The organism is Streptomyces sp. NPDC043996, assembly GCF_056435225.1.
Genome location: NZ_JBWKEY010000003.1, coordinates 106,758 through 130,705 on the forward strand (window position 1 = coordinate 106,758; position 23,948 = coordinate 130,705).

The 23,948-nt window shown below is 74.5% G+C and carries 23 protein-coding genes; 15 read left to right on the forward strand and 8 right to left on the reverse strand.

The window, feature by feature from the left end:
* The first annotated feature begins 24 nt into the window (after positions 1-24).
* The gene (locus AC07A4_RS07910; RefSeq protein ID WP_478594554.1) at positions 25-1,428 is read left to right on the forward strand and encodes a DUF6177 family protein; all 1,404 of its coding nucleotides are present in this window, start codon (positions 25-27) and stop codon (positions 1,426-1,428) included.
* A gap of 27 nt (positions 1,429-1,455) precedes the next feature.
* Here the strand turns inward: AC07A4_RS07910 and cutA are convergent, their stop codons facing one another.
* Positions 1,456-1,761, reverse strand: coding sequence for a divalent-cation tolerance protein CutA (gene cutA / locus AC07A4_RS07915; RefSeq protein ID WP_478595884.1), 306 nt, complete (start codon positions 1,759-1,761; stop codon positions 1,456-1,458).
* Between the two features lie 271 nt (positions 1,762-2,032).
* On the opposite strand from cutA, the gene AC07A4_RS07920 reads away from it, so the two are divergent.
* Together AC07A4_RS07920 and AC07A4_RS07925 are read left to right on the forward strand one after the other, a co-directional pair.
* Positions 2,033-2,782 carry a hypothetical protein gene (locus tag AC07A4_RS07920; protein WP_478594556.1) on the forward strand — a complete coding sequence of 250 codons (750 nt, stop codon included), beginning with the start codon at positions 2,033-2,035 and terminating at the stop codon, positions 2,780-2,782.
* Positions 2,779-4,167 carry an ATP-binding protein gene (locus tag AC07A4_RS07925; protein ID WP_478594559.1) on the forward strand — a complete coding sequence of 463 codons (1,389 nt, stop codon included), beginning with the start codon at positions 2,779-2,781 and terminating at the stop codon, positions 4,165-4,167. Before AC07A4_RS07920 ends, AC07A4_RS07925 begins: the two co-directional genes overlap by 4 nt.
* A gap of 8 nt (positions 4,168-4,175) precedes the next feature.
* Here AC07A4_RS07925 and AC07A4_RS07930 read toward each other — a convergent pair whose 3' ends face one another.
* Positions 4,176-4,862 carry an NADPH-dependent FMN reductase gene (locus AC07A4_RS07930; protein WP_478594561.1) on the reverse strand — a complete coding sequence of 229 codons (687 nt, stop codon included), beginning with the start codon at positions 4,860-4,862 and terminating at the stop codon, positions 4,176-4,178.
* A gap of 64 nt (positions 4,863-4,926) precedes the next feature.
* On the opposite strand from AC07A4_RS07930, the gene soxR reads away from it, so the two are divergent.
* The 4 genes from soxR (at position 4,927) to AC07A4_RS07950 (ending at position 7,951) form a co-directional block, all read left to right on the forward strand.
* Positions 4,927-5,385, forward strand: coding sequence for a redox-sensitive transcriptional activator SoxR (gene soxR, locus AC07A4_RS07935; RefSeq protein ID WP_478594564.1), 459 nt, complete (start codon positions 4,927-4,929; stop codon positions 5,383-5,385).
* 204 nt (positions 5,386-5,589) lie between these two features.
* On the forward strand, positions 5,590-6,435 hold the full coding sequence (locus AC07A4_RS07940) for an aminotransferase class IV (protein WP_478594566.1): 846 nt from the start codon (positions 5,590-5,592) through the stop codon (positions 6,433-6,435).
* A 206-nt stretch (positions 6,436-6,641) separates the two neighbouring features.
* Positions 6,642-7,181: a hypothetical protein gene (locus AC07A4_RS07945; RefSeq protein ID WP_478594569.1), complete on the forward strand. Its 540-nt coding sequence runs from the start codon at positions 6,642-6,644 to the stop codon at positions 7,179-7,181.
* Between the two features lie 116 nt (positions 7,182-7,297).
* Complete coding sequence (locus AC07A4_RS07950; RefSeq protein WP_478594571.1) at positions 7,298-7,951, forward strand: class F sortase; 654 nt, start codon at positions 7,298-7,300, stop codon at positions 7,949-7,951.
* A gap of 54 nt (positions 7,952-8,005) precedes the next feature.
* Here AC07A4_RS07950 and AC07A4_RS07955 read toward each other — a convergent pair whose 3' ends face one another.
* The gene (locus AC07A4_RS07955) at positions 8,006-8,788 is read right to left on the reverse strand and encodes a sulfite exporter TauE/SafE family protein (protein WP_478594573.1); all 783 of its coding nucleotides are present in this window, start codon (positions 8,786-8,788) and stop codon (positions 8,006-8,008) included.
* Between the two features lie 211 nt (positions 8,789-8,999).
* Here AC07A4_RS07955 and AC07A4_RS07960 point away from each other — a divergent pair, with 211 nt between their 5' ends.
* The 3 genes from AC07A4_RS07960 to nirD are packed head-to-tail and all read left to right on the forward strand — an operon-like array spanning position 9,000 to position 13,170.
* A complete protein-coding gene (locus tag AC07A4_RS07960) occupies positions 9,000-10,253 on the forward strand; it encodes an NAD(P)/FAD-dependent oxidoreductase (protein WP_478594576.1) in 1,254 nt (417 codons plus the stop codon).
* 2 nt (positions 10,254-10,255) lie between these two features.
* Positions 10,256-12,808, forward strand: coding sequence for a nitrite reductase large subunit NirB (nirB, locus tag AC07A4_RS07965; RefSeq protein WP_478594579.1), 2,553 nt, complete (start codon positions 10,256-10,258; stop codon positions 12,806-12,808).
* Positions 12,805-13,170, forward strand: coding sequence for a nitrite reductase small subunit NirD (gene nirD, locus AC07A4_RS07970; protein ID WP_478594582.1), 366 nt, complete (start codon positions 12,805-12,807; stop codon positions 13,168-13,170). Before nirB ends, nirD begins: the two co-directional genes overlap by 4 nt.
* A 31-nt stretch (positions 13,171-13,201) precedes the next feature.
* Here the strand turns inward: nirD and AC07A4_RS07975 are convergent, their stop codons facing one another.
* The gene (locus AC07A4_RS07975) at positions 13,202-13,774 is read right to left on the reverse strand and encodes a hypothetical protein (RefSeq protein WP_478594584.1); all 573 of its coding nucleotides are present in this window, start codon (positions 13,772-13,774) and stop codon (positions 13,202-13,204) included.
* Between the two features lie 239 nt (positions 13,775-14,013).
* On the opposite strand from AC07A4_RS07975, the gene AC07A4_RS07980 reads away from it, so the two are divergent.
* Positions 14,014-15,873, forward strand: a complete 1,860-nt coding sequence (locus AC07A4_RS07980; RefSeq protein WP_478594587.1) for an APC family permease — start codon at positions 14,014-14,016, stop codon at positions 15,871-15,873.
* Positions 15,874-16,347: 474 nt separating this feature from the next.
* On the opposite strand, the gene AC07A4_RS07985 is transcribed toward AC07A4_RS07980, so the two are convergent.
* Together AC07A4_RS07985 and AC07A4_RS07990 are read right to left on the reverse strand one after the other, a co-directional pair.
* Positions 16,348-16,521: a hypothetical protein gene (locus AC07A4_RS07985; protein WP_478594590.1), complete on the reverse strand. Its 174-nt coding sequence runs from the start codon at positions 16,519-16,521 to the stop codon at positions 16,348-16,350.
* Positions 16,518-16,775 carry a hypothetical protein gene (locus tag AC07A4_RS07990; protein ID WP_478594592.1) on the reverse strand — a complete coding sequence of 86 codons (258 nt, stop codon included), beginning with the start codon at positions 16,773-16,775 and terminating at the stop codon, positions 16,518-16,520. Before AC07A4_RS07990 ends, AC07A4_RS07985 begins: the two co-directional genes overlap by 4 nt.
* A gap of 36 nt (positions 16,776-16,811) precedes the next feature.
* On the opposite strand from AC07A4_RS07990, the gene AC07A4_RS07995 reads away from it, so the two are divergent.
* From AC07A4_RS07995 to AC07A4_RS08010, 4 genes are all read left to right on the forward strand, one after another.
* A complete protein-coding gene (locus AC07A4_RS07995) occupies positions 16,812-17,291 on the forward strand; it encodes a DNA-processing protein DprA (RefSeq protein ID WP_478594594.1) in 480 nt (159 codons plus the stop codon).
* 25 nt (positions 17,292-17,316) lie between these two features.
* Positions 17,317-18,651 carry a hypothetical protein gene (locus AC07A4_RS08000; RefSeq protein WP_478594595.1) on the forward strand — a complete coding sequence of 445 codons (1,335 nt, stop codon included), beginning with the start codon at positions 17,317-17,319 and terminating at the stop codon, positions 18,649-18,651.
* 117 nt (positions 18,652-18,768) lie between these two features.
* Positions 18,769-19,467: an HAD family hydrolase gene (locus AC07A4_RS08005; RefSeq protein ID WP_478594597.1), complete on the forward strand. Its 699-nt coding sequence runs from the start codon at positions 18,769-18,771 to the stop codon at positions 19,465-19,467.
* Positions 19,464-19,937, forward strand: coding sequence for an NUDIX hydrolase (locus tag AC07A4_RS08010; RefSeq protein WP_478594600.1), 474 nt, complete (start codon positions 19,464-19,466; stop codon positions 19,935-19,937). Before AC07A4_RS08005 ends, AC07A4_RS08010 begins: the two co-directional genes overlap by 4 nt.
* Positions 19,938-20,143: 206 nt before the next feature.
* Here AC07A4_RS08010 and AC07A4_RS08015 read toward each other — a convergent pair whose 3' ends face one another.
* Entirely contained in the window at positions 20,144-20,824 is a 681-nt protein-coding gene (locus tag AC07A4_RS08015; RefSeq protein WP_478594603.1) for a DUF4232 domain-containing protein, read from the reverse strand.
* Positions 20,825-20,982: 158 nt separating this feature from the next.
* Positions 20,983-23,838: an AfsR/SARP family transcriptional regulator gene (locus AC07A4_RS08020; protein WP_478594605.1), complete on the reverse strand. Its 2,856-nt coding sequence runs from the start codon at positions 23,836-23,838 to the stop codon at positions 20,983-20,985.
* Positions 23,839-23,948 lie beyond the last annotated feature (110 nt).

The window sequence follows — 23,948 nt, forward strand, 5'->3', positions numbered from 1 at the left end:
CTTCAGGAAGGGTCCGGAAGCCGCGTGACCAGAGACGTCATAGCCCTCACCCCCACCATGCCCGAGCCCGAGGTCGTGTTGGCCGGGTTGCTCGCGGGTGGGCCCGGGTTGGAGGTTCGTACGCTGGCTGATGGTGCGGTGGTGCAGTTGTGCGCGCCTGATGGGCGGGGGCTGGTGTCCATTGAGGTGCCTGTCCTTGTGCACACCGCAGGGGAGGCCGAGCGGCTGCTTGGTGCGGGGGTGGCGGTGCCTGAGGTTCCGTTCTGGTGGACCGAGGCCCGGGCCTCCGTGGCCGTGGCGGAAGCCGAGCGGCTCGCCGGGTCGTTCGCGGGGCGGCTTGTCGCGATTCTGGGCGGGGCCGTGTGGCCGGAGGGCGTGGGGCATACCGATGTCGTGGCCGTCGCCGCCGAGGAGGGCGGCGCGGTCGCCGACCTGCCTCCGGCCGTCGACGCGCTCACCGACACGGCCGCCGTCGTCATCCAGGACCGGCCGGTCATCGCCATGAGCAGTTGGCTGTCCGACGCGCTGCGCGAGGCCACCGCCGCCGACCGGGCGCTGCAGATCGTCACGCCGCCCGACGCCAGGTTCACGCTGCCCGCGCGCGTCGCCCTGCACGGCCACCCGAACCGCTGGGTCGTCCAGGGCCCCGGCGACGGCTACTACGACGGTCTGTCCGGCGTCGAACTCCACTGGGAGGACGGGACGTTCACGCCGAGGCGGGACGGGGACGGCGCGACTCGGGTCGCCGACGCCTTCCAGCCCGCGCCGGACCGGGGGGAGCGGCAGCTCGTCCTGTCCCTCCACACCCGCCACGACGCCGACGAGCGCCTCGTCATCGGCGGCGCCCTGGAGACCGCGTTCCGCCTGCTCACCGGTGCCCCACCGGCGGGCTGGGGCACCGCCGAGCCCGTCAGCCTCCCCTGGTCCACCCGCCAGTTGACCGACCTGGCCCGCAGCCGGGCCCCGCAGCCCACGTGGCTGATCGCCGTCGGCCGCGCCGAGCGCCCGGCCCTGGCCACGGTCAGCGTCCTGCGGACCACCGCCGGTGTGGAGGAGGACATCACCCTCACGCTCGGCTACGGCGGCCCTGATGACGACGCGCCCTTGGATGCCGTACCGGCCCTGGCGAAGGCCCTGGCCGCCGAGCACGGGCTGATGTCGATGCTGGTCTCGGTGCGGGCCGGACGCCGTGACCTGTTCGTCCCGCCCCGCTTCGAGACACCGCCCGTCCCGGTGTCCTTCACGCTCGGCCCGGACGCGGTGCGCGATGTCGGACTCGCGCACGCCCGGCGTCCGCCGCTCGGCGTCGTTCCCGTGCCGCTCGGCTCCGCCGCGCACCCCGCTCTGCACTATCCGCTGGGCGACGGCAGCGACGCCGCCGCCTGGGAGGCGCTGGAGGCCCTCACCCGCCATCTCCAGGCCGTGTGAGTCGGCGCGGGCCCCTAGGCGCTCCGCTCAGGCGCGCGTCTCCTGCTCCACCCACGCCAGATACGCCGCGCTCCCCCGTACGACGGGGGTCGCGATGATCTCCGGCGTGTCGTAGTCGTGGGCCGCGCGGAGCCAGGACTCCAGTGCCTCGTACCGGAGGTCGGTGGTCTTCAGGAGCACCTGCCACTCGCGGGCCTCCTCAATGGCGCCGTCCCAGCGGTAGACGGACGTGACCGGGCCGTTGATCTGGGCGCAGGCCGCGACCCGGGCCTCGATCGCGCCCCGGGCCAGGGTGTCGGCCTTGTCGGCGGTGTCCGTGGTGGTCAGGACCATCAGGAAGGTCGGGGAAGTCGGGGAAGCCAGAGAAGTCGGGTCAGTCACGGATCGTGTTCCTCTCGTGTCGGAGTGCCGGGCCAAGGGAGGCTACCGGCCAGGCCGAAGGTCCTCTGATGGGGTTTTCCCCGGCTTTGATGGCTGCTGTTACACAACCTCCCGGTTTCCGTGATGCGTCCTCCTTAGCGTCGACCAGGTGGCCGGTCCCGCCGCACCGCGGTGCTTCCCTGGGGACCGGCCGCCGCCAAGCCCTCCGTCCATCGGTCCCGCCATGATTCTGCGCCTCCGTCCCCTGCTGGGCCTGCCCCTCGCCGCCCTGGCCGTCGTCGTGCTGTCCGCCTGCGGCGGCGGGGGCGGGCTCGACGCCGGTGCGCCCGCGCCGCCGGTGTCGGCGCAGCCGAGCCCGAAGGCGCTGTGGCCCGCCTGGTCCGGTCCCTCGCCGTCGGCGCCCGGCGCGGACACGTCCGAGCGGCAGCCGCCGCCCGAGCCGCTCGAAGGCCTGGGCGCGCTCGGCCCGGGCGGGCTCGCCAAGGCCGACGTACGGGACCTGCTGCGCGCCGATCCGAGGCTGCGGCCGCTCGCCGACCGGCCGACGATCAAGGAGCCGGGGCGGTCCGGCATCCGGCCGCCGACGCTCACCGACCTCACCGGCGACGGCCACCCCGAGCTGCTCGTGGCGATCGACCTGGAGAGCGGGCGCAGCGCGCTCGTCGTCTACCGCGAGCACGGCGGCAAGGTCTACCCGGTGCTCTTCACCGCGGGCAAGCGCCTGTCCATCGAACTGCTCGGCACCGATCTGCTGGTCCGCAGCCCGTGTGAGGACGGCGGCGAGCAGGCCGTGCGCTACCACTGGGACGGCACGCGGATGTCCACGGTCACCGACACCAAGAACTACAAGAAGCCCGGCCACGGCTCCGGCCACGGTCCCGGCCACGGTCCCGGCGATGGCCCCGGCGATGGCCCCGGCGGCGGGGGCGCGCCCGCGCCCACGCCGCCGAAGGACCAGGGAACCGGCCCGTGACGCCCGGACAGACCCACGGCATGGACGGCACCTCATCCGTGAAGCCCCCGCCCCGCGGCCGCACCCGGGCCCGCACCCGTGCCCGCGGCGCGCTCGCGCGTGCGCCCCGGCGCGTCCTCGCCGCCCTCAACACCCTCGGCCTGCGCTGGAAGATCGCGGCGCTCCTCGCGGCCGGGTGCGCCGTCGTGGCCGTCGCCATCGGGCTGCTCGTCCACCAGGCGCGGCTCGACCAGGTGTGCGCGGGCGCGCGCGCCGGGGCGACCGCGCAGCTGGTCCGGGTGCGGCAGCTGTACGAGGTGACGGGGCAGGTCGAGCAGGACGACACGGACGCCGCGATCGACGCCCGCGACCTGCCGGGGCCGCTGCGCGCCGCCGCGCTCGACGGGCGGCGCGCCACCTACCTCGACCTGGACTCCGCCGACCCGGCGGTGTGGGCCGCGCGGCCGCTCGGCGACGACCGGGTCCTTTCCGTGCGCCTTCCGCTGCGCCACCAGGCCGACGAGATGGCCGAGTTCGACCGGCAGCTGCTGGTGTCGGGGGCCGTCGTCGTCGCCCTCGCCGCGCTCGGCGGCGCCGCGCTCGCCAGCCGCCTCAGCCGTGATCTGCGCGCCGCGGCCGCCACCGCGCGCCGCATCAGCCAGGGCGAGCTCGACGCCCGCATCGGCCATCCGCTGCCGCCGGGCTTCCGGCACGGCCGGGACGAGGTCGCGGACCTGGCGACGGCCGTCGACACGATGGCCGCCTCGCTCCAGCGGCGCCTGGAGGCCGAGCAGCGGTTCACCGCGGACGTGGCGCACGAGCTGCGCACCCCGCTGACCGGGCTGCACACCGCCGCCGAGCTGCTGCCGCCGGGCCGCCCCACGGAGCTGGTGCGCGACCGGGTCGCCGCGCTGCGCACCCTCACCGAGGACCTCCTGGAGGTGGCCCGCCTCGACGCCGACGCCGAGCGGCCCGACCTGGAGGTGCACCCGCTCGGCGCGCTGGTCGAGAAGATGGCCCGACGGGGCGTGTCCGCCGGGCAGTTCACGGCCGAGGAGGTGCGGTTCACGAGCGGGTGCGAGCGTCTCGTCCGCACCGACGCGCGGCGCCTGGAGCGCATCCTGGCGAACCTCGTCGGCAACGCCCGCAGGCACGGCGGCGGCCCCGTCGACGTCGCGGTCGACGGGGCCGTGGTGACCGTGCGCGACCACGGCCCCGGCTTCCCCGGGCACCTGCTGCGGGACGGCCCCGCGCGGTTCAAGACGGGGGCCCGCGAGCGCGGTCAGGGCACGGGGCTCGGCCTGACCATCGCGCTCGGCCAGGCCGCGGTCATCGGCGCCCGGGTGGAGCTGGCCAACGCGCCCGAGGGCGGCGCGGTCGCCGTCGTCCGCTTGCCCGAGGCCTGAACCGGGGCTCAACCCGCGTACGCCCGTACCTCCTTGGCCGCGCGCAGCGCCCATGCCCACCAGCTCAGCTGGTCCAGCATGGCCTTGGCCGCGCTGGCGGCGGCGACCGGCTCCTTGTGGTTGCCCTCGTCGTCGAAGAGGGCGCCCGCGTTGGCGAAGGCGACGGTCTCGCGGATGGTGACCGCGTGCAGCTCGGCGAAGACCGGGCGCAGGTGCTCCACCGAGCGCAGGCCCGCGGAGATGCCGCCGTAGGAGGCGAAGGCCACGGGCTTGGCCTGCCACTCGGTGAAGTGCCAGTCGATGAGGCTCTTCAGGGACGCGGGGTAGGAGTGGTTGTACTCGGGGGTCAGGATGATGAACGCGTCGGCGGCGGCGAGCTTCGGGGTGACCTTGGCGAGTTCGGCGCGCACCTCGTCGGAGGGGCGGTAGGACAGGGACGTGGGCAGGTCGACGTCGGCGAGGTCGACGACGTCGACCTCGAAGCCCTCGTGGGCGCGCACGTGGCTGAGCAGCCACTCGGCGACGACCGGGCCGAAGCGGCCTTCGCGGTTGCTGCCGATGACGACGGCGACCTTGACGGGGGTGTCGACGGAGCCGGACAGCTCGGCGGCGGGGGAAGGAGAAGGGGAACCGGTAGAAGAGGAATCAGTAGAAGTAGAGGAATCGGTCGGGGAGGCGAGCGTCGTCGTGTTCATGCGGTAAAGCCTCGTAGCTAAACCAAGGTTTAGGTCAAGCGCTTCCCGCGACTAATCTGTCGGCATGACCTCGCATCTCGCACCGGACGCCAAGGAAGCCACCGTCGGCGAAGTCGCCGAACGCAGTGGAGTGGCGCCCTCCGCACTGCGTTTCTACGAGCGCGAAGGGCTCATCAGCAGCCGCCGCACCAGCGGCAACCAGCGCCGCTACGGCCGTGACACGCTGCGCCGGGTGGCGTTCATCCGCACCTCGCAGCGGCTCGGCATCCCGCTGGCCACGATCCGCGAGGTGCTCGCCCTGCTCCCGGACGACCGCACCCCGACCCGGGAGGACTGGGCCCGCATCTCCGCGTGCTGGCGCGAGGACCTCGACCGGCGCATCCGCACCCTGGAGCAGCTGCGCGACAACCTGTCGGACTGCATCGGCTGCGGCTGCCTCTCCCTGGACCGCTGCGGCCTGTCGAACCCGTGGGACGAACTGGCCGCGCACGGCCCGGGCCCACGCCGCCTGATCGAGGACTGAGCGAGGGCCGGCGGAGATCCAGCCCGTCCGGCGCTTGAGGACGAGGCGCGAAGCGCCAATGTCTGTGAGCGGGGGAACGGGGGCAGCCGCACCCGGAGCGGGAAGGGGCGGGCCTGGGGCGCCCCGCGAGGGCCCCGCCAAGCGAGAGCCGGGCGGGGGCCGGGCGAAGGCCGACCGGGTGCCCCCGGCTCGTACCGTGTCCCCATGACGCCAGCAGACCCCACCGACGTACGGCGACTTGAGATCGACCAGGCGCCCGCGACCCCCGAGCAGCTCGCCCGGCGCGTCCTCGACGGCTTCGGGCACTTCACCGCGATGCAGGTCAGGGGCGGCCGGGTGCGCGGCCTCGCGGAGCACCTGGACCGGCTTGACACCGCGACCCGCGAGCTGTTCGACCAGGGCCTGGACGGCGACCGCGTCCGCGCGGCCGTCCGGCACGCGCTCGCAGGCGCAGGCGCAGGCGCAGGCGTGGGCGCAGGCGTGGGCGCGGGCGCGGAGCAGGACGCCTCCGTACGCGTATACGTGCACGCCCCAGACGGCGAGCCGTCCCTGATGGTCACCGTGCGCCCGCCGGTGGAGCTGCCCGGCGTCCTCGCCGAGCGGGCGCAGGCGCTGATGTCCGTCCCGTACGTACGCCCGGTCGCGCACATCAAGCACCTGGGCGGCTTCGGGCAGTCATACCACCGGCGCGAGGCGCGGCGCGCGGGCTTCGACGAGGCGCTGCTCACCGGCCCGGACGGGCTGATCAGCGAGGGCGCCGTGACGAACGTGGTGTTCTTCGACGGGCACGGGGCCGTGTGGCCCGACGGGCCGCGGCTCTCGGGCATCACCCTGCGCCTGCTTGAGCCGCTGCTCGCGGGCGCAGGGCTGCCCTCGCGCCGGGGTCCGGTGTTCCTGCGCGACCTGGGCGCCTACCGGGCCGCCTTCGTCATGAACTCCTGGGGCGTCTCGCCGGTGCGACGCGTCGACGACACGGACTTCCCCGTGGACGAGGAGCTGACGGCGACGGTCGCCGGGCTGTACGAGGGCGTTCCCTGGGACGAGATCTGAGGCCGGGTCACCCATTCACAGGTGCCGCGCCGCGCCTTCGCGGCCTTCCTGTCAGCACCTCGATGACCTGCTGGAACGCCGCTTTCGGAGCGTCAGGGCACGGGGCGGCCCGGCGTTTCTGATGGGCCATCAGCAGGCGGCGGGGGCCGAGGGCACGTTACCTCGACAGTGCGTACCGCCCGAAGGCCCACACAGGAGCACGCACCATGCGCACTGCCCGCCAGCTGACGACCTCCGCCGCGCTCGCCGTCACCTGGGCGGGGCTGCTCGGCGCCCCCGCGGCCGCCGCGGGCGCGGGCGGCCTCGGCATCACGCCGTCGCCGGTGACGCCCGGCACCACGGTCACGGTGCGCACGACCGCGTGCGGCGCGGACGGCACGGCGACGGGCGACGCCAGCGCGGTGGGCGCGGGCACGTTCACGCTGGCGTCGGCCGCGCGGGAGCGGGTGGCGGCCGGGCGGTTCCGGGTGCCGCCGTCGGCGCAGCCGGGGACGTACGAGATCGTGGCGCGCTGCTCCGGCGCGGGCGGCCGGGCGGTCGTGGGCGACCTGACGGTGACCCTGACGTCCACGGCGTCCGCGGGCGCGCGCGAGCCCGTGCATCCGAGGGGGCGGGTGAAGACGGGGGTCGGCGGCGCGCTCGGCCCCGACCCCGTGCAGACCGCGGCGGGCGTGGCCGCTCTCGGCGTCGCCGCCGCGGGCGGTACCTGGCTCCTGCATCGCCGGGCGAGAGGCGACAGGTTCTGACGGACACCCTCCGCTGTCCGCGGGTACCGCCGTCCCCTCCCCCGCCCGGCCGCACGTCCCTCGCGGCCGCGGCGGCGGGAGGGGCCCCACCCCCGACCGACCCCTTCGAGGACGCCATGGCCCACAGCTCTCGCGCACCGCGCGGCCGGACCGGCACCGGCACCGCGCTGATAGGGGCCGTCACCGCGCTCGCCCTGTGCTCCGGCGCCTGGCTGCTGCACAGCGGCACCACCGAGCACCCGCCGCCGCAGCCCTCGGCGGCTCAGGCCGCGTCGCCCGGGGTGCGCGGCGCCCCGGCCGCGGCGCCGCTGCCGCCCTCGCCGCCCGACCGCGTCCGCATCCCCGCGATCGGCGTGGACGCCCCGCTGATGGGCCTCGGCCTGACCCGCCAGGGCAGCCTCGACGTGCCGCCGCCCCGGCACGACAACCTAGCCGGGTGGTACGAGGCCGGGACGACGCCCGGGGAGCGCGGCACGGCGATCCTGGCCGGGCACGTCGACAACGCGGAGGGCCCCGCGGTCTTCTACCGCCTGGGCGCGCTCACCAAGGGCCGGGTCATCGAGGTGGAGCGGCGTGACGGCGGCGTCGCCCTTTTCACGGTCGACGCGGTCGAGGTGTACGACGCGGCGGGCTTCCCCGACGAGAAGGTGTACGGGCCCGCCGCGCGGGCGGAGCTGCGGGTGATCACCTGCGGCGGCGCGTACTCCCGGCGGGGCGGGTACGAGGGCAACGTCGTGGTGTTCGCCCACCTGACAGGCGTACGGCAGTAGCTGACGGACGTGCGGCAGCAGCCGCCCGGCTCGCGGCACGGTCCCCTGGAAGCCTCACGCCACCCACTGCTCGTACGCCATCTTCGTCACCAGCGCCACCACCGTGACCAGGAGCACGATCCGCACGAAGCCGCTGCCCCGCTTCAGCGCCGTGCGGGCGCCCAGCATGCCGCCCGCCAGGTTGAAGACGGCGAGCAGCGCGGCCAGCTGCCACAGGACGGCGCCCTGCCAGGCGAACATCGCGAGGGCGCCCGCGTTGGTGCAGCAGTTGACGATCTTCGCGTTGGCCGAGGCCTGGACCAGGTCGAGCTGGAGCACGGCGGTCAGCGCGAGCACGAGGAAGGTGCCGGTGCCGGGGCCGATGAGGCCGTCGTAGAAGCCGATGCCGACGCCCGCGACGCCGATCGCCGCGAGGATCCGGCGCGGCTCCACCGGGCCGGTCGCGGGGGCCGTGCCGAAGTCGGGGCGGAAGATCACGAACGCGCCGACGCCGACGAGGACGGCCATGATGACCGGCTTGAGCACCTCGGTGCTCATCCCCGCCGCGAAGAACGCGCCGCCCATCGACCCGGCGAGCGCCGCGAGGCCGATCCGCACGGCCGTCGGCACGTCGATGGGCGCCTTGCGGACGTAGGTCACGGCGGCGCCGGTGGTGCCGACGATCGCCACCGCCTTGTTGGTGCCGAGCGCCGTCGCGGCCGGGGTCGACCCCGGCAGGCCGAGCAGCAGCGCGGGCAGGAGCAGCAGTCCCCCGCCGCCCACCACGGCGTCGATCCATCCGGCCGCGAGCGCGGCCAGGCACAGGACGACGACCGCGGTCGTCGATATATCGGGCATGATCGCGACCCTAGGGAGCGGAAACGTGGCATGTCCACGAATGCCGGGAGACTTGAGCGTCTTCTGAGGCTCCAAAGGCTCCGGTCCCACCAGGCGAGACGCGGCAGGGCGGCCTCCTCACAACGGGGCCACCGCCGCCCGGAGGCCGGCTTTCCGCGCGGGAAACACTCCGGCCGCCGCGGGGAAACACCGTCCGCGCAGGCTGCGGTGCATGACCACTGCGACCGACCGCACCGCGCCGCCGCCGCGCGTCGTCGTGCTCGGGGCGGGCCCGGCCGGCGCCAGGCTCGCCGCGCGGCTCGGTGCCGACGCGCTGCTGATCGGGGAGGAGCCGCACGCCCCGTACAACCGGGTTCTGCTCACCGACGTCCTTGCGGGGCGCTACGGGCCCGAGGTGATCGCGCTGCCCGCCCCGGCCCGGCAGCTGCGCGCGCGGGCCGTGCTCCTGGAGCGCGCCGAGCGGGTCGTGGTCTGCGCGGACGGCTCGCGGGTGCCCTACGAGACGCTGGTGCTCGCCACCGGCGCCAACCCGGTCCTGCCGCCGCTGCGCGGCCTGTTCGCGCCGGGCGCCACCGGTCTGCCCCCGGGCGTGCACGCGTTCCGGACCCTTGACGACTGCCTCGCCCTGTCGGAAGCGGTGCGGCCGGGACGCCGTGCCGTGGTCATCGGCGGCGGCCTGCTCGGCGTGTGCGCGGCCCGCGCGCTCGCCGACCGGGGCGCGCAGGTCGTCCTCGCCCAGCAGGGCGACCGGCTGATGGAGCGCCAGCTCGACCCGGCCGCCTCGGAGCTGGTACACCGCCACCTCACCGGGCTCGGCGTGGAGGTGCACACCGAGTGCCGGGTGCGGGGCGTCGCGCGCGGCGGCCCGGACGGCGCGGTCACGGCGGTGGAGCTCGCCGACGGCTACCGCCTCGACACCGAGCTGACGGTCCTCGCGTGCGGGGTCCGGCCGCGCACCGGGCTCGCCCGCGCGGCGGGGCTCGCCGTGGCGCGCGGCGTCGTCGTGGACGACGCGCTGCGCACCAGCGACCCCCGCGTCCACGCCATCGGCGACTGCGCCGAGCACGCGGGCCGCACGCCCTGCCTGGCCGCGCCCGCCCTGGAGCAGGCCGACGCGCTGGCCGCGGCCCTGACCTCGCCGGGCTCCGCACGCCCGTACGCGGGCACCCGCTCGCTGACCCGCCTCACCCTGCCGCACGCGCACACCCCCTTGGACATCGCCGCGTTCGGGGAGCCCGAAGCCCTCCCCGACGACGACGTGCTGCGGCTCACGGACGCCACCCGGGGCACGTACCGCAAGGTCGTCACGCGCGGCGACCGGCTCGTCGGCGGCGTGCTGCTCGGCGACCTCGCGGCGGTGGGCGCGCTCGCCCGCGCCTGGGAGCTGGACGAGCCGCTGCCCGCCGACGGCTCCCCGCCGCTGCACCTGCTCACCCACGACCTCACCCACCACGGAGGTTCCTGAAGATGGCGCCCACCCTTGTCCTCGTCGGCCACGGCATGGTCGGCCAGCGCTTCCTGGAGGCCCTGGCCGAGCGCGGCGTCACCGGCACGCACCGCGTGGTGGTGCTGTGCGAGGAGCCGCGCCCCGCCTACGACCGCGTCCAGCTCACCTCGTACTTCTCGGGCCGCACCCCGGACGAGCTCTCCCTGACCGACAAGGAGTTCATCGACCGGCACGGCATCGAGCTGCGGGTGGGCGATCCGGCTGTGCGCGTGGACCGCGCGGCGCGCACCGTGACGGCCCGCTCCGGGTTCACCACCGGCTACGACACGCTCGTGCTCGCCACCGGCTCCTACCCGTTCGTGCCGCCGGTGCCGGGCAAGGACGCCACGGGCTGCTTCGTGTACCGCACCGTGGACGACGTCCTCGCGATCGAGGAGTACGCGGGGGCGCACGCCACCACCGGCGCGGTCGTCGGCGGCGGGCTGCTTGGCCTGGAGGCGGCGGGCGCGCTCCAGGGGCTCGGACTGCGCACCCACATCGTGGAGTTCGCGCCGCGCCTGATGCCCGCGCAGGTCGACGAGGGCGGCGGCGCGGCCCTCCTGAAGACGCTGACCGGCCGTGGGCTCGCCGTGCACACCGGCGTCGGCACCCAGGAGGTCGTGACGTCCGCCGAGGGCACGGTGACCGGCATGCGCCTGTCGGACGGCTCACAACTGGCCGTCGACATGGTGGTGTTCTCCGCCGGTGTCCGCCCCCGCGACCAGCTGGCCCGCGACTGCGGCCTGGCGGTGGGCGAGCGCGGCGGCGTCACCGTCGACGAGCTGTGCCGCACCGGCGACCCGGCCGTGTACGCGATCGGGGAGTGCGCGCAGGCCGCCGACGGGCGCGTGTACGGCCTGGTCGCGCCCGGCTACGAGATGGCGCTCACGGCGGCCGACGCGATCGCCGCCGGTACCGGGCGGCCGTTCACCGGCGCCGATCTGTCCACCAAGCTGAAGCTGCTCGGCGTGGACGTCGCGTCCTTCGGCGACGCGCACGGCGCCGCCGAAGGCTGCCTGGACGTCGTCTACTCCGACTCGCGCTCGGGCACGTACAAGAAGCTCGTCGTGGGCGCGGGCGGCGAGCTGCTCGGCGGTGTCCTGGTCGGCGACGCGGAGGCGTACGGCACGCTGCGCGCGCTCACCGGGCAGGTGCCGCCGGTGCCCGCCGAGCGCCTCGTGCTGCCCGCGGGGGCGGGCGCGGCCCCGGCACTCGGCCCCGAGGCCCTGCCCGGCGACGCCGTCATCTGCACCTGCCACAACGTCACCAAGGACGCCATCCAGGCCTGCGCCACGCTGGCGGAGGTGAAGAGGTGCACCAAGGCCGGTACCGGCTGCGGCAGTTGCGTCAAGGTCATCGGCCAGCTCCTGCCGGAGTCCGGCGACAAGGGCCTGTGCGGCTGCTTCGCGCACACCCGCGCCGAGCTGTACGAGATCGTGCGGGTGCGCCGCGTCACCACGTACGCCGAACTGCTCGACGCCCACGGGCGCGAGGCCGCGCGCGGCGGTGAGGGCTGCGAGACGTGCAAGCCCGCCATCGGCTCGATCATCGCCTCGCTGGCCCCGGCGATCGGCGCGGACGGCTACGTCCTGGACGGCGAGCAGGCCGCGCTCCAGGACACCAACGACCACTTCCTCGCCAACCTCCAGAAGAACGGCTCCTACTCGGTCGTGCCGCGCGTGCCCGGCGGCGAGATCAGCCCGGAGAAGCTCATCGTGATCGGCGAGGTCGCGCGGGACTTCGGGCTCTACACGAAGATCACCGGCGGGCAGCGCATCGATATGTTCGGGGCCCGCGTCGAGCAGCTGCCGCTGATCTGGGCGCGGCTCGTGGCGGCGGGCTTCGAGTCCGGGCACGCCTACGGCAAGGCGCTGCGCACGGTGAAGTCGTGCGTGGGCTGGACCTGGTGCCGGTACGGGGTGCAGGACTCCGTGCGCATGGCCATCGACCTGGAGCTGCGCTACCGGGGCCTGCGCGCGCCGCACAAGCTGAAGTCGGCCGTGTCGGGGTGCGCGCGCGAGTGCGCGGAGGCCCGCTCCAAGGACTTCGGCGTGATCGCCACCTCGGGCGGCTGGAACCTGTACGTCGGCGGGAACGGCGGCGCGAGCCCGCGCCACGGCGACCTGCTGGCCCAGGACCTGGACGACGCCGCCCTGGTGCGCCTGATCGACCGGTTCCTGATGTTCTACATCCGCACCGCCGACCGCCTGGAGCGCACCTCGACGTGGCTGGAGCGGCTCGACGGCGGCGTCGAGCACGTGCGCGAGGTGGTCGTCGACGACTCCCTCGGCCTGTGCGCCGACCTTGACGCGCTGATGGCGGAGCACGTCACGCACTACCGCGACGAGTGGGCGGCGACCCTGGACGACCCCGAGCGGCTCGCGCGCTTCGTGTCGTTCGTGAACGCTCCCGGGGCGCCCGACCCGATGGTCGCGTTCGTCCCCGAGCGCGAGCAGATCAAACCGGACCTGCCGCTGCTGACCCTCCACCCCCCGGCCCCGGCCCCGGCCCTGGAAGGAACCCCCACGCGATGACCCCCGCGACCGCCACCGCGACCCCGATCGACACCAGCGTCCAGCTCCGCGTCGACGGCGCCTGGCTGACCGTGTGCGCCGCCGCGCGCCTCACACCGGGCCGGGGCGTGGCCGTGCTCCTGCCCGACGGGCGGCGGCAGGCGGCGGTGTTCCTCGACCGCGCCGGGCGGGTGTACGCCGTCGACAACCGCGACCCGTTCTCCGGCGCCGCCGTCCTCTCGCGCGGCCTGCTCGGCTCGGCGGAAGGACGGGTGTTCGTGGCCTCGCCGCTCCTGAAACAGCGCTTCGACCTGGAGAGCGGGCGGTGCCTGGACGACGACGAGGTGCGCGTGGGGGTGTACGGAGTACGGCTGCACCCCTAGAGCGCCTAGAGCCCCTGCCGCGGCGGTGCGCTCAGCGCAGGCCCGACGCTTCGAACACGGCCTTCGCTCCCCTGCCGTCCACGCGTGCCGTGAGCCGCTCCAGGTCGGCGGTGCCGTGGCGCAGCAGGCCGCTCTCGCGGGCCGCGCGGGCCCCGGCGTCCAGGCGGTGCAGCAGCAGCGGGTTCTCGGCCAGGACCTTCGGGTCGAACTCGACGCGGTGCCCGAGCGAATCGCACAGCACGAGCCGGGCGGCGACGGTCTCGCTGACGTGCACGCTGGTGAGCAGGCTGACGCAGACGTGCCGCCGCCGCAGCGGGCCGCGCACGGCGAGCCAGCCGGGGCCCGCGGAGACGCGCACCGGGTGCAGGACCGCGTACAGGAGGGCGGAGAGCGCGGTCCACAGGCCGGTCCGCAGCGGGCTGAGGGTGCCCGCCGCGTAGTCCACCAGGACGATCAGGACGAGCAGGGCGAGGGAGCAGAAGACGGCGGCCCGCAGGTCGGCCGCCCACCGCCGGTCGGCCACCACGTCGTCGGGACCCGGCCGCGCGTGCTCCCGCTCGGCGCCGTGGTGCGTCGTGGCCCTCGTCCTCCAGTCATGTCCCATGTGCCGCACCGTAGGACCGCGCCCGGGCCGCGTCGTCGGTGTTGACGACCCGTATACACATCCATGCCACACCTTGACGCGGCGCTGACGAACCCCCTTAACACCACGTCAAGAAGCATCGCCTCCCCGCCAAGGAGGCGCCAAGAAGTGCCGGAGTGCCCGGTTCGTGCGCTGACCCTGAGCTCAGCCACGCAATTGGCCATCCGTTCGAGTGGCCACCCGTTCGAAAGGCACGCACCATGACGACCGTCACCGAGCGCCCCGGCGCGCCGGCCATCGAGGAACCTCCCGATACCGGCTCCGGCGTCGCGGACCCCGGCGAGCGTCATCGCCTCACCGCGCTGCAGGGCCTCGCGGCCCTGTCCCTGGACGCCATGGCCTCCGTCGCCTACGGGCCCGAGGCCATCGTGCTCGTCCTCGCCGCCGCCGGCGGCTACGGTCTCGGCTTCACCCTGCCCGTGACCCTCGCGATCGCCGGTCTCCTGGCCGTCCTGGTCGCCTCCTACCGCCAGGTCATCGCCGCCTTCCCGGACGGCGGCGGCAGCTACGCCGCCGCCAAGGCGCACCTCGGCCGCCGCTCCGGCCTGGTCGCGGCCGCCTCCCTGGTCCTGGACTACGTCCTGAACGTCGCGGTCGCCGTGACCGCGGGCGTGGCCGCCCTCACCTCCGCCTTCCCCGAGCTGTACGCCGACCGGCTGTGGCTGTGCCTGGGCGTCCTCGTACTGATCACGGCCGTGAACCTGCGCGGCATCGTCGAGTCGGCGCGCGTGTTCATCGTGCCGACCGCCGTGTTCGTGGGCGCGATCCTCACCATGGTCGCCGTCGGCCTCTTCCGCGATGGCCCTGTCTCCACCGAGACCGCCTCCGGCCACGCCTCCGTGCTGTCCGACAACGCCACCACGGTGGGCGCGCTGCTGCTCCTGAAGGCCTTCGCGTCCGGCTGCTCCGCCCTCACCGGCGTCGAGGCGATCGCCAACGCCGTGCCCTCCTTCCGGACGCCGCGCGTCAAGCGCGCCCAGCACGCCGAGGTCGCCCTCGGCGCGCTCCTCGGCGTCATGCTGATCGGCCTGTCCGTCCTCATCTCCCGCTTCGGCCTCCAGCCGGTCGAGGGCGTCACCGTCCTCGCGCAGCTCACCGACGCCTCACTCGGCCACAACTGGGCCTTCTACGTAGTGCAGTTCGCGACAATGATCCTCCTTGCACTCTCCGCGAACACCTCCTTCGGCGGCCTGCCCGTCCTGATGAGCCTGCTCGCCCGGGACAACTACCTGCCGCACGTCTTCGCCCTGAAGGCCGACCGCCAGGTCCACCGCCACGGCGTGCTCGCGCTCGCCGTCGCCGGGGCCGGACTCCTCGTCTTCTCCGGCGGCGACACCAACACCCTCGTGCCGCTCTTCGCCATCGGCGTCTTCGTCGGCTTCACGCTCTGCCAGACCGGCATGGTGATCCACTGGCGCAAGGCGGGACAGCCCGCGAAGGCCCTCCTGAACGGCTTCGGGGCGGTGCTCACCGGGGTCTCGGCCGTCGTCGTGACCGCCACGAAGTTCACCGAGGGCGCCTGGCTGATCGTGATCGCGCTGCCCGCGATCGTGTGCGCCTTCGAGCTCGTGCACCGCGCGTACGGCCGCATCGGCGAGGACCTCGGCCTCGGCCGCGTCCCCGAGCCGCCGCACCGCGACCACTCCCTGGTGATCGTCCCGGTCTCCGGCCTCTCCCGCCTCACCTGCGAGGCCCTCAACGCGGCCGTCTCCCTCGGCGACGAGGTCCGCGCCGTGACCGTCACCTACGACGACCCCGAGGACCGCGAGGCCGCGGCCAGGCTGCGCCGCGACTGGGAGCTGTGGAACCCCGGCGTCGACCTGGTGGAGGTCCCCTCCACCGCCCGCACGGTCGGCCGCCCGGTCGCCGAGTACGTCCGCAAGGTGTACCAGTACCACCCCGCGACCCGCGTCACCGTCCTCATCCCCGAGGTGGAACCCGCCCACCTGTGGCAACGCCTGCTCCAGAACCAGCGCGGCGCGGTCCTCGCCCACGCGGTCCGCCGCGACACGGACGCGGTCATCTGCCGCCTCCGCTTCCGCCTGTCCGCTCGGCGCTGACCGTACCCGCCAAGGGGCGGCGCCCTGTGCGGGGTGCCGCCCCTTCACGCGCGGGCGTGGAGGTAGCCGAGTACGGGCCCGTTGAGGCCTTGCCAGAGGTGCGGCCGGATTGGTTCGCCGGGCGCGATGCTGGCCCGGCATTCCGCACACGAGGGCTCGGGCCTACCGGCTTGCTTATGGGCATCGAGGTGCGCCTCACGCAGACCGCGGGCTCGCGCGCAGGGCCCGTGCGGGCAGCGTTGGCATCCGATGCCGTGGTCGTGCCAGTCCAGGTAGGTAGCCACGACGTGGTTCTCGATCTCGCAGCAGGGTACGCAGCCGTGGGGGCGCCAGTCGCCGGTGCCGCCGAGGTCGATGCCTTCGCCGGGGCGGAGTTCGTAATGGCACCAGACGCAGACGGTGCCTGATCGCTGGGGCGGCGGAAGGGCGTGGGGGTCTGCTGGTAGGGCGTACAGCGCCAGGAGCGAGGGTCGGTCAGACATCGGCGCGGGCTCCCGTGGTCCAGGCGGCGCGCAGTTGGGTGCCCTCGACGCAGTCGGTGAGGAGGCCGAGGTGTCTGCGGGGGCAGGTGTCGAGGTGGGCGCGGTAGGCCGCGTACCGGTGGTCCTCGTCGCTGTCCCCGTGGTCGGCGGGGCCGGGGGCGGTCACCTCGCCGCACCGGGGGTCTCGTCGACGGCGAGGACTCGTGAGATGCGATCGGCGCACTCCCGCTCTGCCCCCTGCACGCCGATCTCGTAGTCGAAGCCGGTGACGTACCGGTTTCCGACGACGAGAATCTCCTCAGACAGGCGACTGTTCAGGGGATTGGTCACGGTGAGCCGCATCGCGGGTGCGTCCACGAGGGTCAGCAGGCCGAGCTTCTCCAGGTGGCCGGAGAGCTGCTTCAGGTCGTTGGTGTCCACGCTCTGACGATCCCAACGAGGGGGCAGGGGCGGGATATGACAAGGTATGACACGGAGTTGATCATGCGCGGGGTGGCCGTGACCGGCACCAGGAACACCGGGCACCGGGGCCTCGTCGAGTACGCGGACCTGTTCCGGGACTACCTCGGACCGTTCGCCCTGCCAGGCGCGCACTTCTACATCGGAGGCGCCAAGGGCATCGACTCCATGTCCTTGGTCTGGCTGGCGGCCAGCACGTCGGCGGCGATCACCATCGTCGTCCCCGGCCGCGTCGACCAGCAGCCCGTCGAGGCCCGGCAGGCCATCGCCCGTACCCGCGACCGGATCAAAGAGATCGTCGAGCTGCGGACACCGGAGCTGAAGACGCCCGCCTATCACGCACGCAACCGGTGGCTGGTCGACCGCGCGAGCATGACGATCGGCTTCCCTCACCACGCCGAAGAGTCCTCGGGCACGTGGCAAACCCTCAACTACACACGCGATCAGGGGAAACCGCGCCTGATAGTGCCCGTGTAGGTCCGGCTCGCGCCACTATGACGATATGGAGGACCGAGCCGCTGGGGCGGCACGACTCAAGGCACTGCGGCACCGCCGCGGCTTATCCCTCGCCGACGTCGCCCGCGCACTCGTCACCCTCGCCCGGGAGCTGTATCAGCCCGCTCTGCCCCGCGTGGCCAGCGTGCAGCGCTCCGTCGCCCGCTGGGAGTCCCCCCGGCCGACCATGCCGGACGAGCGGTACCAACTCCTGCTCGCCCATCTCTACGCGCGCACCCCCGCAGGCGACGCCTCGCTCGGAAAGGGCTCCGACTTCGCCGAGTTCATGGATGTACTCGGCCTGTTCGGCGAGAGCGAGCGCCGTGTGGCCGAGCTCCGCAGCACGGTCCTGCGCGTGGTCACCGACTCCGGGGGCGGGCTGCTCGCCCTCCTCGCACCGGGCACACAGGCCGGGCTGAACGTGGCGCTCACGGACCCGGCACAGGCCGACGAGGCGACAGTGGCGGCACTGGCCGCAGTCGTGACTGATGTGAACGCCGAGGTGGGTTCACTGCCCATGGTGCGGCTCCAGCTCCTCCTCGCACCGGCCGTCGAGGCGGCGAGGCGCCTGCTCGCGGGCCCGGCGCCAGCCCCGCTCCTGCCCCATCTGCGCGACGTCGTCGTCACCGCGACGGCCTTGGGGGGCCGACTCGCCTTCGAGACACGGGACGATGCCGCGTCCCGGGCCCTGTACGCCGAGGCCACCCGCGAGGCGAGCCTACTCGGACAGCCGTGGCGGCAGGCCAGCGTGCACATGAGCCATGCCCTCGTCACCCTCTACGCGACGAACGGGCTCGACGGCGCGCGGTGCCTGGTCGACCAAGCCGTACGCGCCGCCCGATCCGGCGAGAGCGCGCTGATCCGCGCGCGGGCCCACGCGCTTCAGGCCGAGTTGGCCGCGCGCGCCGGGCACGAGAGGCAGACGCGTGCCGCGCTGGGGCTCGCCTGGTACGACGTCGAGACCGACCACGCCGACGACCCGGCGCCCAGCTCGTTCTCACCCGGGCACCTGCGCGGCTTCGAGGGCGTTTGTGAGCTCTACGTCGGCGATCCGGCCCAGGCGCATGACCGGTTCGCCCGGTCCGTGGAGGCGCTGTCCGCCCCACGGGAGCAGGTGCAGAGGGCCATCGTGACGACGGACCAGGCGCTCGCCCGCGTCCGGCTTGGTGAACCGCGGGATGCCGTACGGCTGCTGCACCGATGCGTTGGCGCGGCGTCGGCCACGGGGGGCCGAGTACCCGCCCTTCGCCTGCGCCAGGCCCGCCGGGAACTGCGGCCGTGGCGCCGGGAGGTTTGGGTAGCCGATCTCGACGACCATCTGATGGACGTCCTCGGCGTCTGAAGTCCATCCGGCCAGCGGCACGCTGCGACTATGCCGTCCCCCGCCTCTCGCTCACTGCCTGAGCGTAGGGTTCCGGCTAGTCGGGGAACACGCGAATCCGCTGAGACAGGGGGCGCCGTGCCGAGGCTCGTGTTGTGGGACATCGACCACACGCTGATGGCCACAGGAGGCCTGGGGCGTGAGCTGTGGGCACAGGCCTTCCGAGAGGTGACGGGCATCGAGTTGAGAGAACATGCTTCCGTCACCGGATCGACGGAGCGCGTCATCCTGCGGGAGACCGCGCGTCTGCACGATCTGCCCTTCAGCGCTGACCTGTTCGACTCCTTCGCTCAGGCCCTCGGTGCCGTACACGTGCGGCGGGCCGCCGAACTGCGTGAGCGCGGGCACGCGTTGCCCGGGGCCGCCGCAGCCCTCGCCCACCTCGCGAAGCAGGGCGTGCGTCAGACCGTGGTGACGGGAAACGTCCGCGCGGCCGCAGAGGTCAAGCTCGCGGTCTTCGGCCTCGACACGTACCTGCGCCTTGAGTACGGGGCGTATGCCGAGGACGGGGAGAGGCGAACGGAGTTGCTCCGCGCCGCACTGTCCCGTTCCTCGGCTCGGCCTGGGGACGCGGTGTTCCTGGGGGACACGCCCGCGGACATCGCGGGCGGACGGGGTGCTGGTGTGCGGACGGTCGCTGTCGCCACGGGGCGCACCTCGGCGGCAGACCTGCGAGGGGCTGGCGCATTCGCCGTGCTGGAAGACCTGGCGGACACGGACGGGGTACTCGCCGCCGTGTGGAACACGGCCCACCCTGTAGCGGAGCAGCCCCGGTGACCCGCACTGAGTACTACGACGACCCGGACGCGCCCCAGCCCAACTCGCTCGTCGTGGCGGCCTCGGCGGTCGTGACGGACGGCCAGGGGCGCGTCCTGCTCCAGCGGCGCCGGGACAACGATCTGTGGGCGCTGCCCGGCGGCGGCATGGAGATGACGGACTCGCTTCCCGGTGCGGCGGTACGGGAAGTGAAGGAGGAGACAGGCCTCGACGTCGAGATCACGGGGCTGGTCGGCACGTACACCGACCCGAAGCACATCATCGCGTACACCGACGGGGAGGTGCGCAGGCAGTTCAACGTGTGCTTCACCGCACGCGTCACCGGCGGACAGCTGGCCATCTCGGAGGAGTCGACCGAGCTCCGGTTCGTCGCGCGGGAGGAGGTGGAGGAGCTGCCCATGCACCACACACAACGGCTCCGCTTGCGGCACTTCCTTGACGCGGGCCGGTCCGAGCCCTACTTGGGGTAGTTCCAGGCGTGGCGGAGCGGCCCTCCTCCGGCCCATCACCACGCCACCCCCAGAAACACACGGCCGCAATACGCCTGTCGTAATCACCCCCGCACGGACGCGGCGTTCGCGCTGCTCAGTGCGTGCGGGTCCAGCGCTCGAAGGGGCGGCACCCGCGCGGGTGCCGCCCCTTCGCTGCCCGTGACGGGGGGATCTCCGGGCAGGTCTCAGAAGTCGTACGGCTTGGCCGGGTTCCAGTGGGTGACGTCCGCGCTGGACCAGGTGAACTTCGACGGGGCGCCCTTGGCGTCGAAGGCGTCCTGGCCGGTGCCGGGGCCGGTGTCGCCGGTCTGGTCGCGCAGCGCCAGGGACAGGCTCGTCGAGGTGTGGGGCGTGCCGCCGTCGGTGAAGAGGTTCACCGCCGAGTAGACCTTGCCGCCGGGCTTGACGGTGATGCGGGCGGTGCCGCCGGGGGCGTCCTTGGGAGAGTGGCGGAGGACGTTCGCGGTGTTGCCGAGCATCACCGAGGGGTACGACGTGACCCAGCACGGCTTGGCGTCGGCGTTCACCGCGGTGATCAGCAAGTGCTCGCCGCGCTGCTTGGCGAAGCGGTGCTGGACGGCGTACGACATCTCGTTCCCGGCGCACTGCCGCACGCTCGTGGAGCGGGAGGGTCCGGCCTGGCCGCCACCGGTGTCGGTGCCGCTCGTTCCGGCCGTGTTCTCCTTGTGCTCTGTGGACCGCGTCGTCCGCGCCGCGTTCTCGCCGCTCGCGGCGTCGGCGGCCTTGTGCGCGCCGGGCTTCCCCGCGCCGTCGTCGTCCGGGCTGCCGCAGGCGGTCAGGGACAGGGCGAGGGCGGCGGTGCCCACGGCGGCGAAGGCGGTGGTGCGGATGCGTGACGTACGCATAGAAGGTCCCCCGTGCGGTGGTGCGGGCCGGTCGCGTCGGCGGGGGTCACCTCCGCCGCGCACCCCACTCTCGTCGCCCCCGCTGGCGTTCCGCTGGCGCCCGGCTGACGTTCCGCTGACGCGCCGCCCGCGCCGCCTTGACAACCGTGACGGCCACGTCAGCCCCGCGCCGTCACCCGCATCACCGCCGTGTCGTAGCGGGCCCGCAGGCCCACGTCCGCCGAGACGCGCAGGAGGGCGCCGAGGGCCCCGACCGCGCCCTCGTCGAAGCCGGAGGCCTCGGCTTCGCGGGCCGCCGTCTCCAGGCGCCGGACGCCGTCGGCCTCGTCGCCCAGGCCGATCAGGGCCTCACCGGCCACGGTGAGGAGCAGCACCCGGGACGCGGCCGACGCCCGGGCGGGGATGTCGACGGCGAGGGCGGCGGTGGCCGTGTCGAGGGCGGGCCGCCACCGCTTGAGGGCCAGCTGGTGGCGGGCGAGGTGGTACAGGGCGAGGCGTTCGGTGTGCCGGTCGCCCGCCGCGCGCGCGAGGCGCACGGCCCGCTGACAGCCCTCCGCCGCCTCCTCCGGGTCCCCGAGGGCGGCCTGCGCGAGCGACAGGTTGACCAGCGCCGTCGCCTCGCCGGGCGCGTCCCCGGCGCGCGCGGCGAGCGCCGCGGCGGCCTCCAGGTGGGCCAGGGCGTCGGCGGTGCGGCCCTCCATGGCGAGGACCCAGCCGAGCAGGGCCCGCACCCGTGACTCGGCGCGGACGTCGGCGTCGGCCCGGGCGGCGTCGAGCGCCGTCTCCAGGAGCGGGGCCCAGCCGTCCCGGTGCCGCCACACGATGTGCGGCCACAGCGCGAGCACGAGCCGCCAGGTCCTGTCGTGGAGCCCGGCGGCGCACGCCGCGGCCACCATCAGGGTCAGGTCGTCGCACTCGGCGGCGTACCAGGCCATGGCCTCCTCGCGGCCGCCGAACTCCCGTACGGCGGACGGACGGTGGAAGTCCGCGGGCAGCGCGAAGCACGCCTCGTCACCCGGCTCGGCGGCCGCGACCGCCGCCACAGCGGTGGCGATCTGATGGTCGAGGACGCGGGGGACCGCGTCTGGACCGGCGTCCAGACCGCGCGCATAAAGCCGCACCAGGTCGTGCAGCGACCAGCGCCCCGGCGCGGAGCGGGTGACGAGGTGGGCCCCGGCGAGGCGCTCCAGGGCGGCCTCGGCCGCCAGCGGGTCCGTGCCCGCGAGGGCGGCGGCCGTGAACCGGTCGACGTGCGTGCCCGGGTGGCGGCCCAGGTGGGCGAAGTGGTGCGCGACGTCCGCGGGCAGGCGGCGCACGGTGAGCCGCAGCGCCGCCCGTACGCCGGTGTCCTCCACGTCAAGCAGGCCCAGGCGGCGCGACTCGTCGGACAGTTCGGCGGCCATCGCGGCGAGGGACCAGTCCGGCTGGTCCGCGAGCCGGGCGGCGGCCACGCGCAGCGCGAGCGGCAGGCCGCCGCACAGCTCGGCCAGGCGGCGGGCGGCCAGGGCCTCCGCGCGCACCCGCTCCTCGCCGAGGACGGCGGCGAGCAGGGCCGTGCCGTCCTCCGGTTCGAGGACGTCCACCGGCACGGGCCGGGCGGCGTCCGAGGCGATCAGGCCCTGCAGCCGGTAGCGGCTCGTGACCACGGTGACGCAGCGGGAGCCGCCCGGCAGCAACTCCCTGACCTGCGCGGAGTCGCGCGCGTTGTCGAGGACGACGAGGAGCTGCCGGTCGGCGGCGAGGGAGCGGTACAGGGCGGCGGCGCCGCCCGCCGACTCCGGTATCCGGCGCGGGGCGACGCCGAGCGCGAGCAGGAACTCGCGCAGCACCTCCAGGTGGCCCGGCTCGCCCGTGTCGCTGAACCCGCGCAGGTCGGCGTAGAGCAGACCGCCGGGGAACGCGGCCCGTTCACGGTGCGCCCAGTGCACCACGAGCGCCGTCTTGCCCACGCCCGCGGGCCCGGTCACCAGGCACACCGGCGCCTCGCCCGCGGCGGCGCGGGACAGCGCGGTGAGTTCGGCGGCGCGCCCGTGGAAGCCGCGGGGCATGCGCGGCAGGAGGTCGACTGTCACGGCGGGCCCGGGGACCGGGGGCGCGAGCGGGGCGGCCAGCGGGGCCGGGGGCGCGCCGGTGGCAGGGGCGCCGTCCAGGCCCTGGCCCGCGCCCCGGCCCGCGCCCCCGGGCGCGCTCCCGGGCGCGCTCCCGGCCGCGCCGCCGCCCCCCGTGCCGCCGCCCGCGTCGCTGAACCCGCCCACGTCGTCGGCGGCGTCGTCGTCCGCCCCGCGCAGCGCCGCCGTGTACGCGTCCGCGAGCTCCCGGCCCGGGTCCACGCCCAGCTCGTCCGCGAGCAGCCGCCGGGTGCGGTGGAACCAGTCGAGCGCCTCCGAGCGGCGCCCCGCCCGCTGGAGCGCCCGCATCAGCGCGGCGGAAAGGGACTCGCGCAGCGGATGGGCCCCGGCCTCGGCGCGCAGCACGGCCGCGGCCCGGTGGTGCTCGCCCTGGCGCGCGTACGCCGCGGCGAGCAGTTCCACGGAGGCGAGCCGGAGCTCTTCGAGGGCGTGCGCGGCGGCAAGGAGCGGCGGGCTCGGGTAGGCGCCGGTCAGCGCGGGCCCCTGCCACAGCGCGAGGGCCTCCTGGTACAGGGCCACGGCGTCGCCCGGCACGTGCTGTCTGCGGGCCAGCGTCACCAGTTCCTCGAAGCGGTGCGCGTCGAGCAGCGGCTCCGGCATCAGCAGGGTGTACGCCGCGCCCAGCGTGACCAGCTCCACCCCGAACGCCTCGGCGTCCGCGTCGGCCAGCAGGCCCCGCAGCCGTGACACATGGCCTTGGATGACGCTGCGGGCGCGCGGCGGCGGCTCGTCGTCCCACAGGGTGGCCGTCAGCTGCTCCACCGGAACGGGGCGGTTCGGGCGCAGCAGCAGGGCGGCGAGGAGGCTGCGCCGCTTGGCGGGACCAAGGGGCAGCTCACCGGCCTCGGTGCCGACGGATACCGCTCCGAGCAGCCGGAACTCCACGTGCGCAACTCCTCCTGGGCGAAGTGCCCAGATTATCGGAGGGGCCGGTGGGCGCCGGGCGCGGCTTGCCCCGATCCGTATGTGACGTCTGTTTCCCTCTGTTTCCCTCG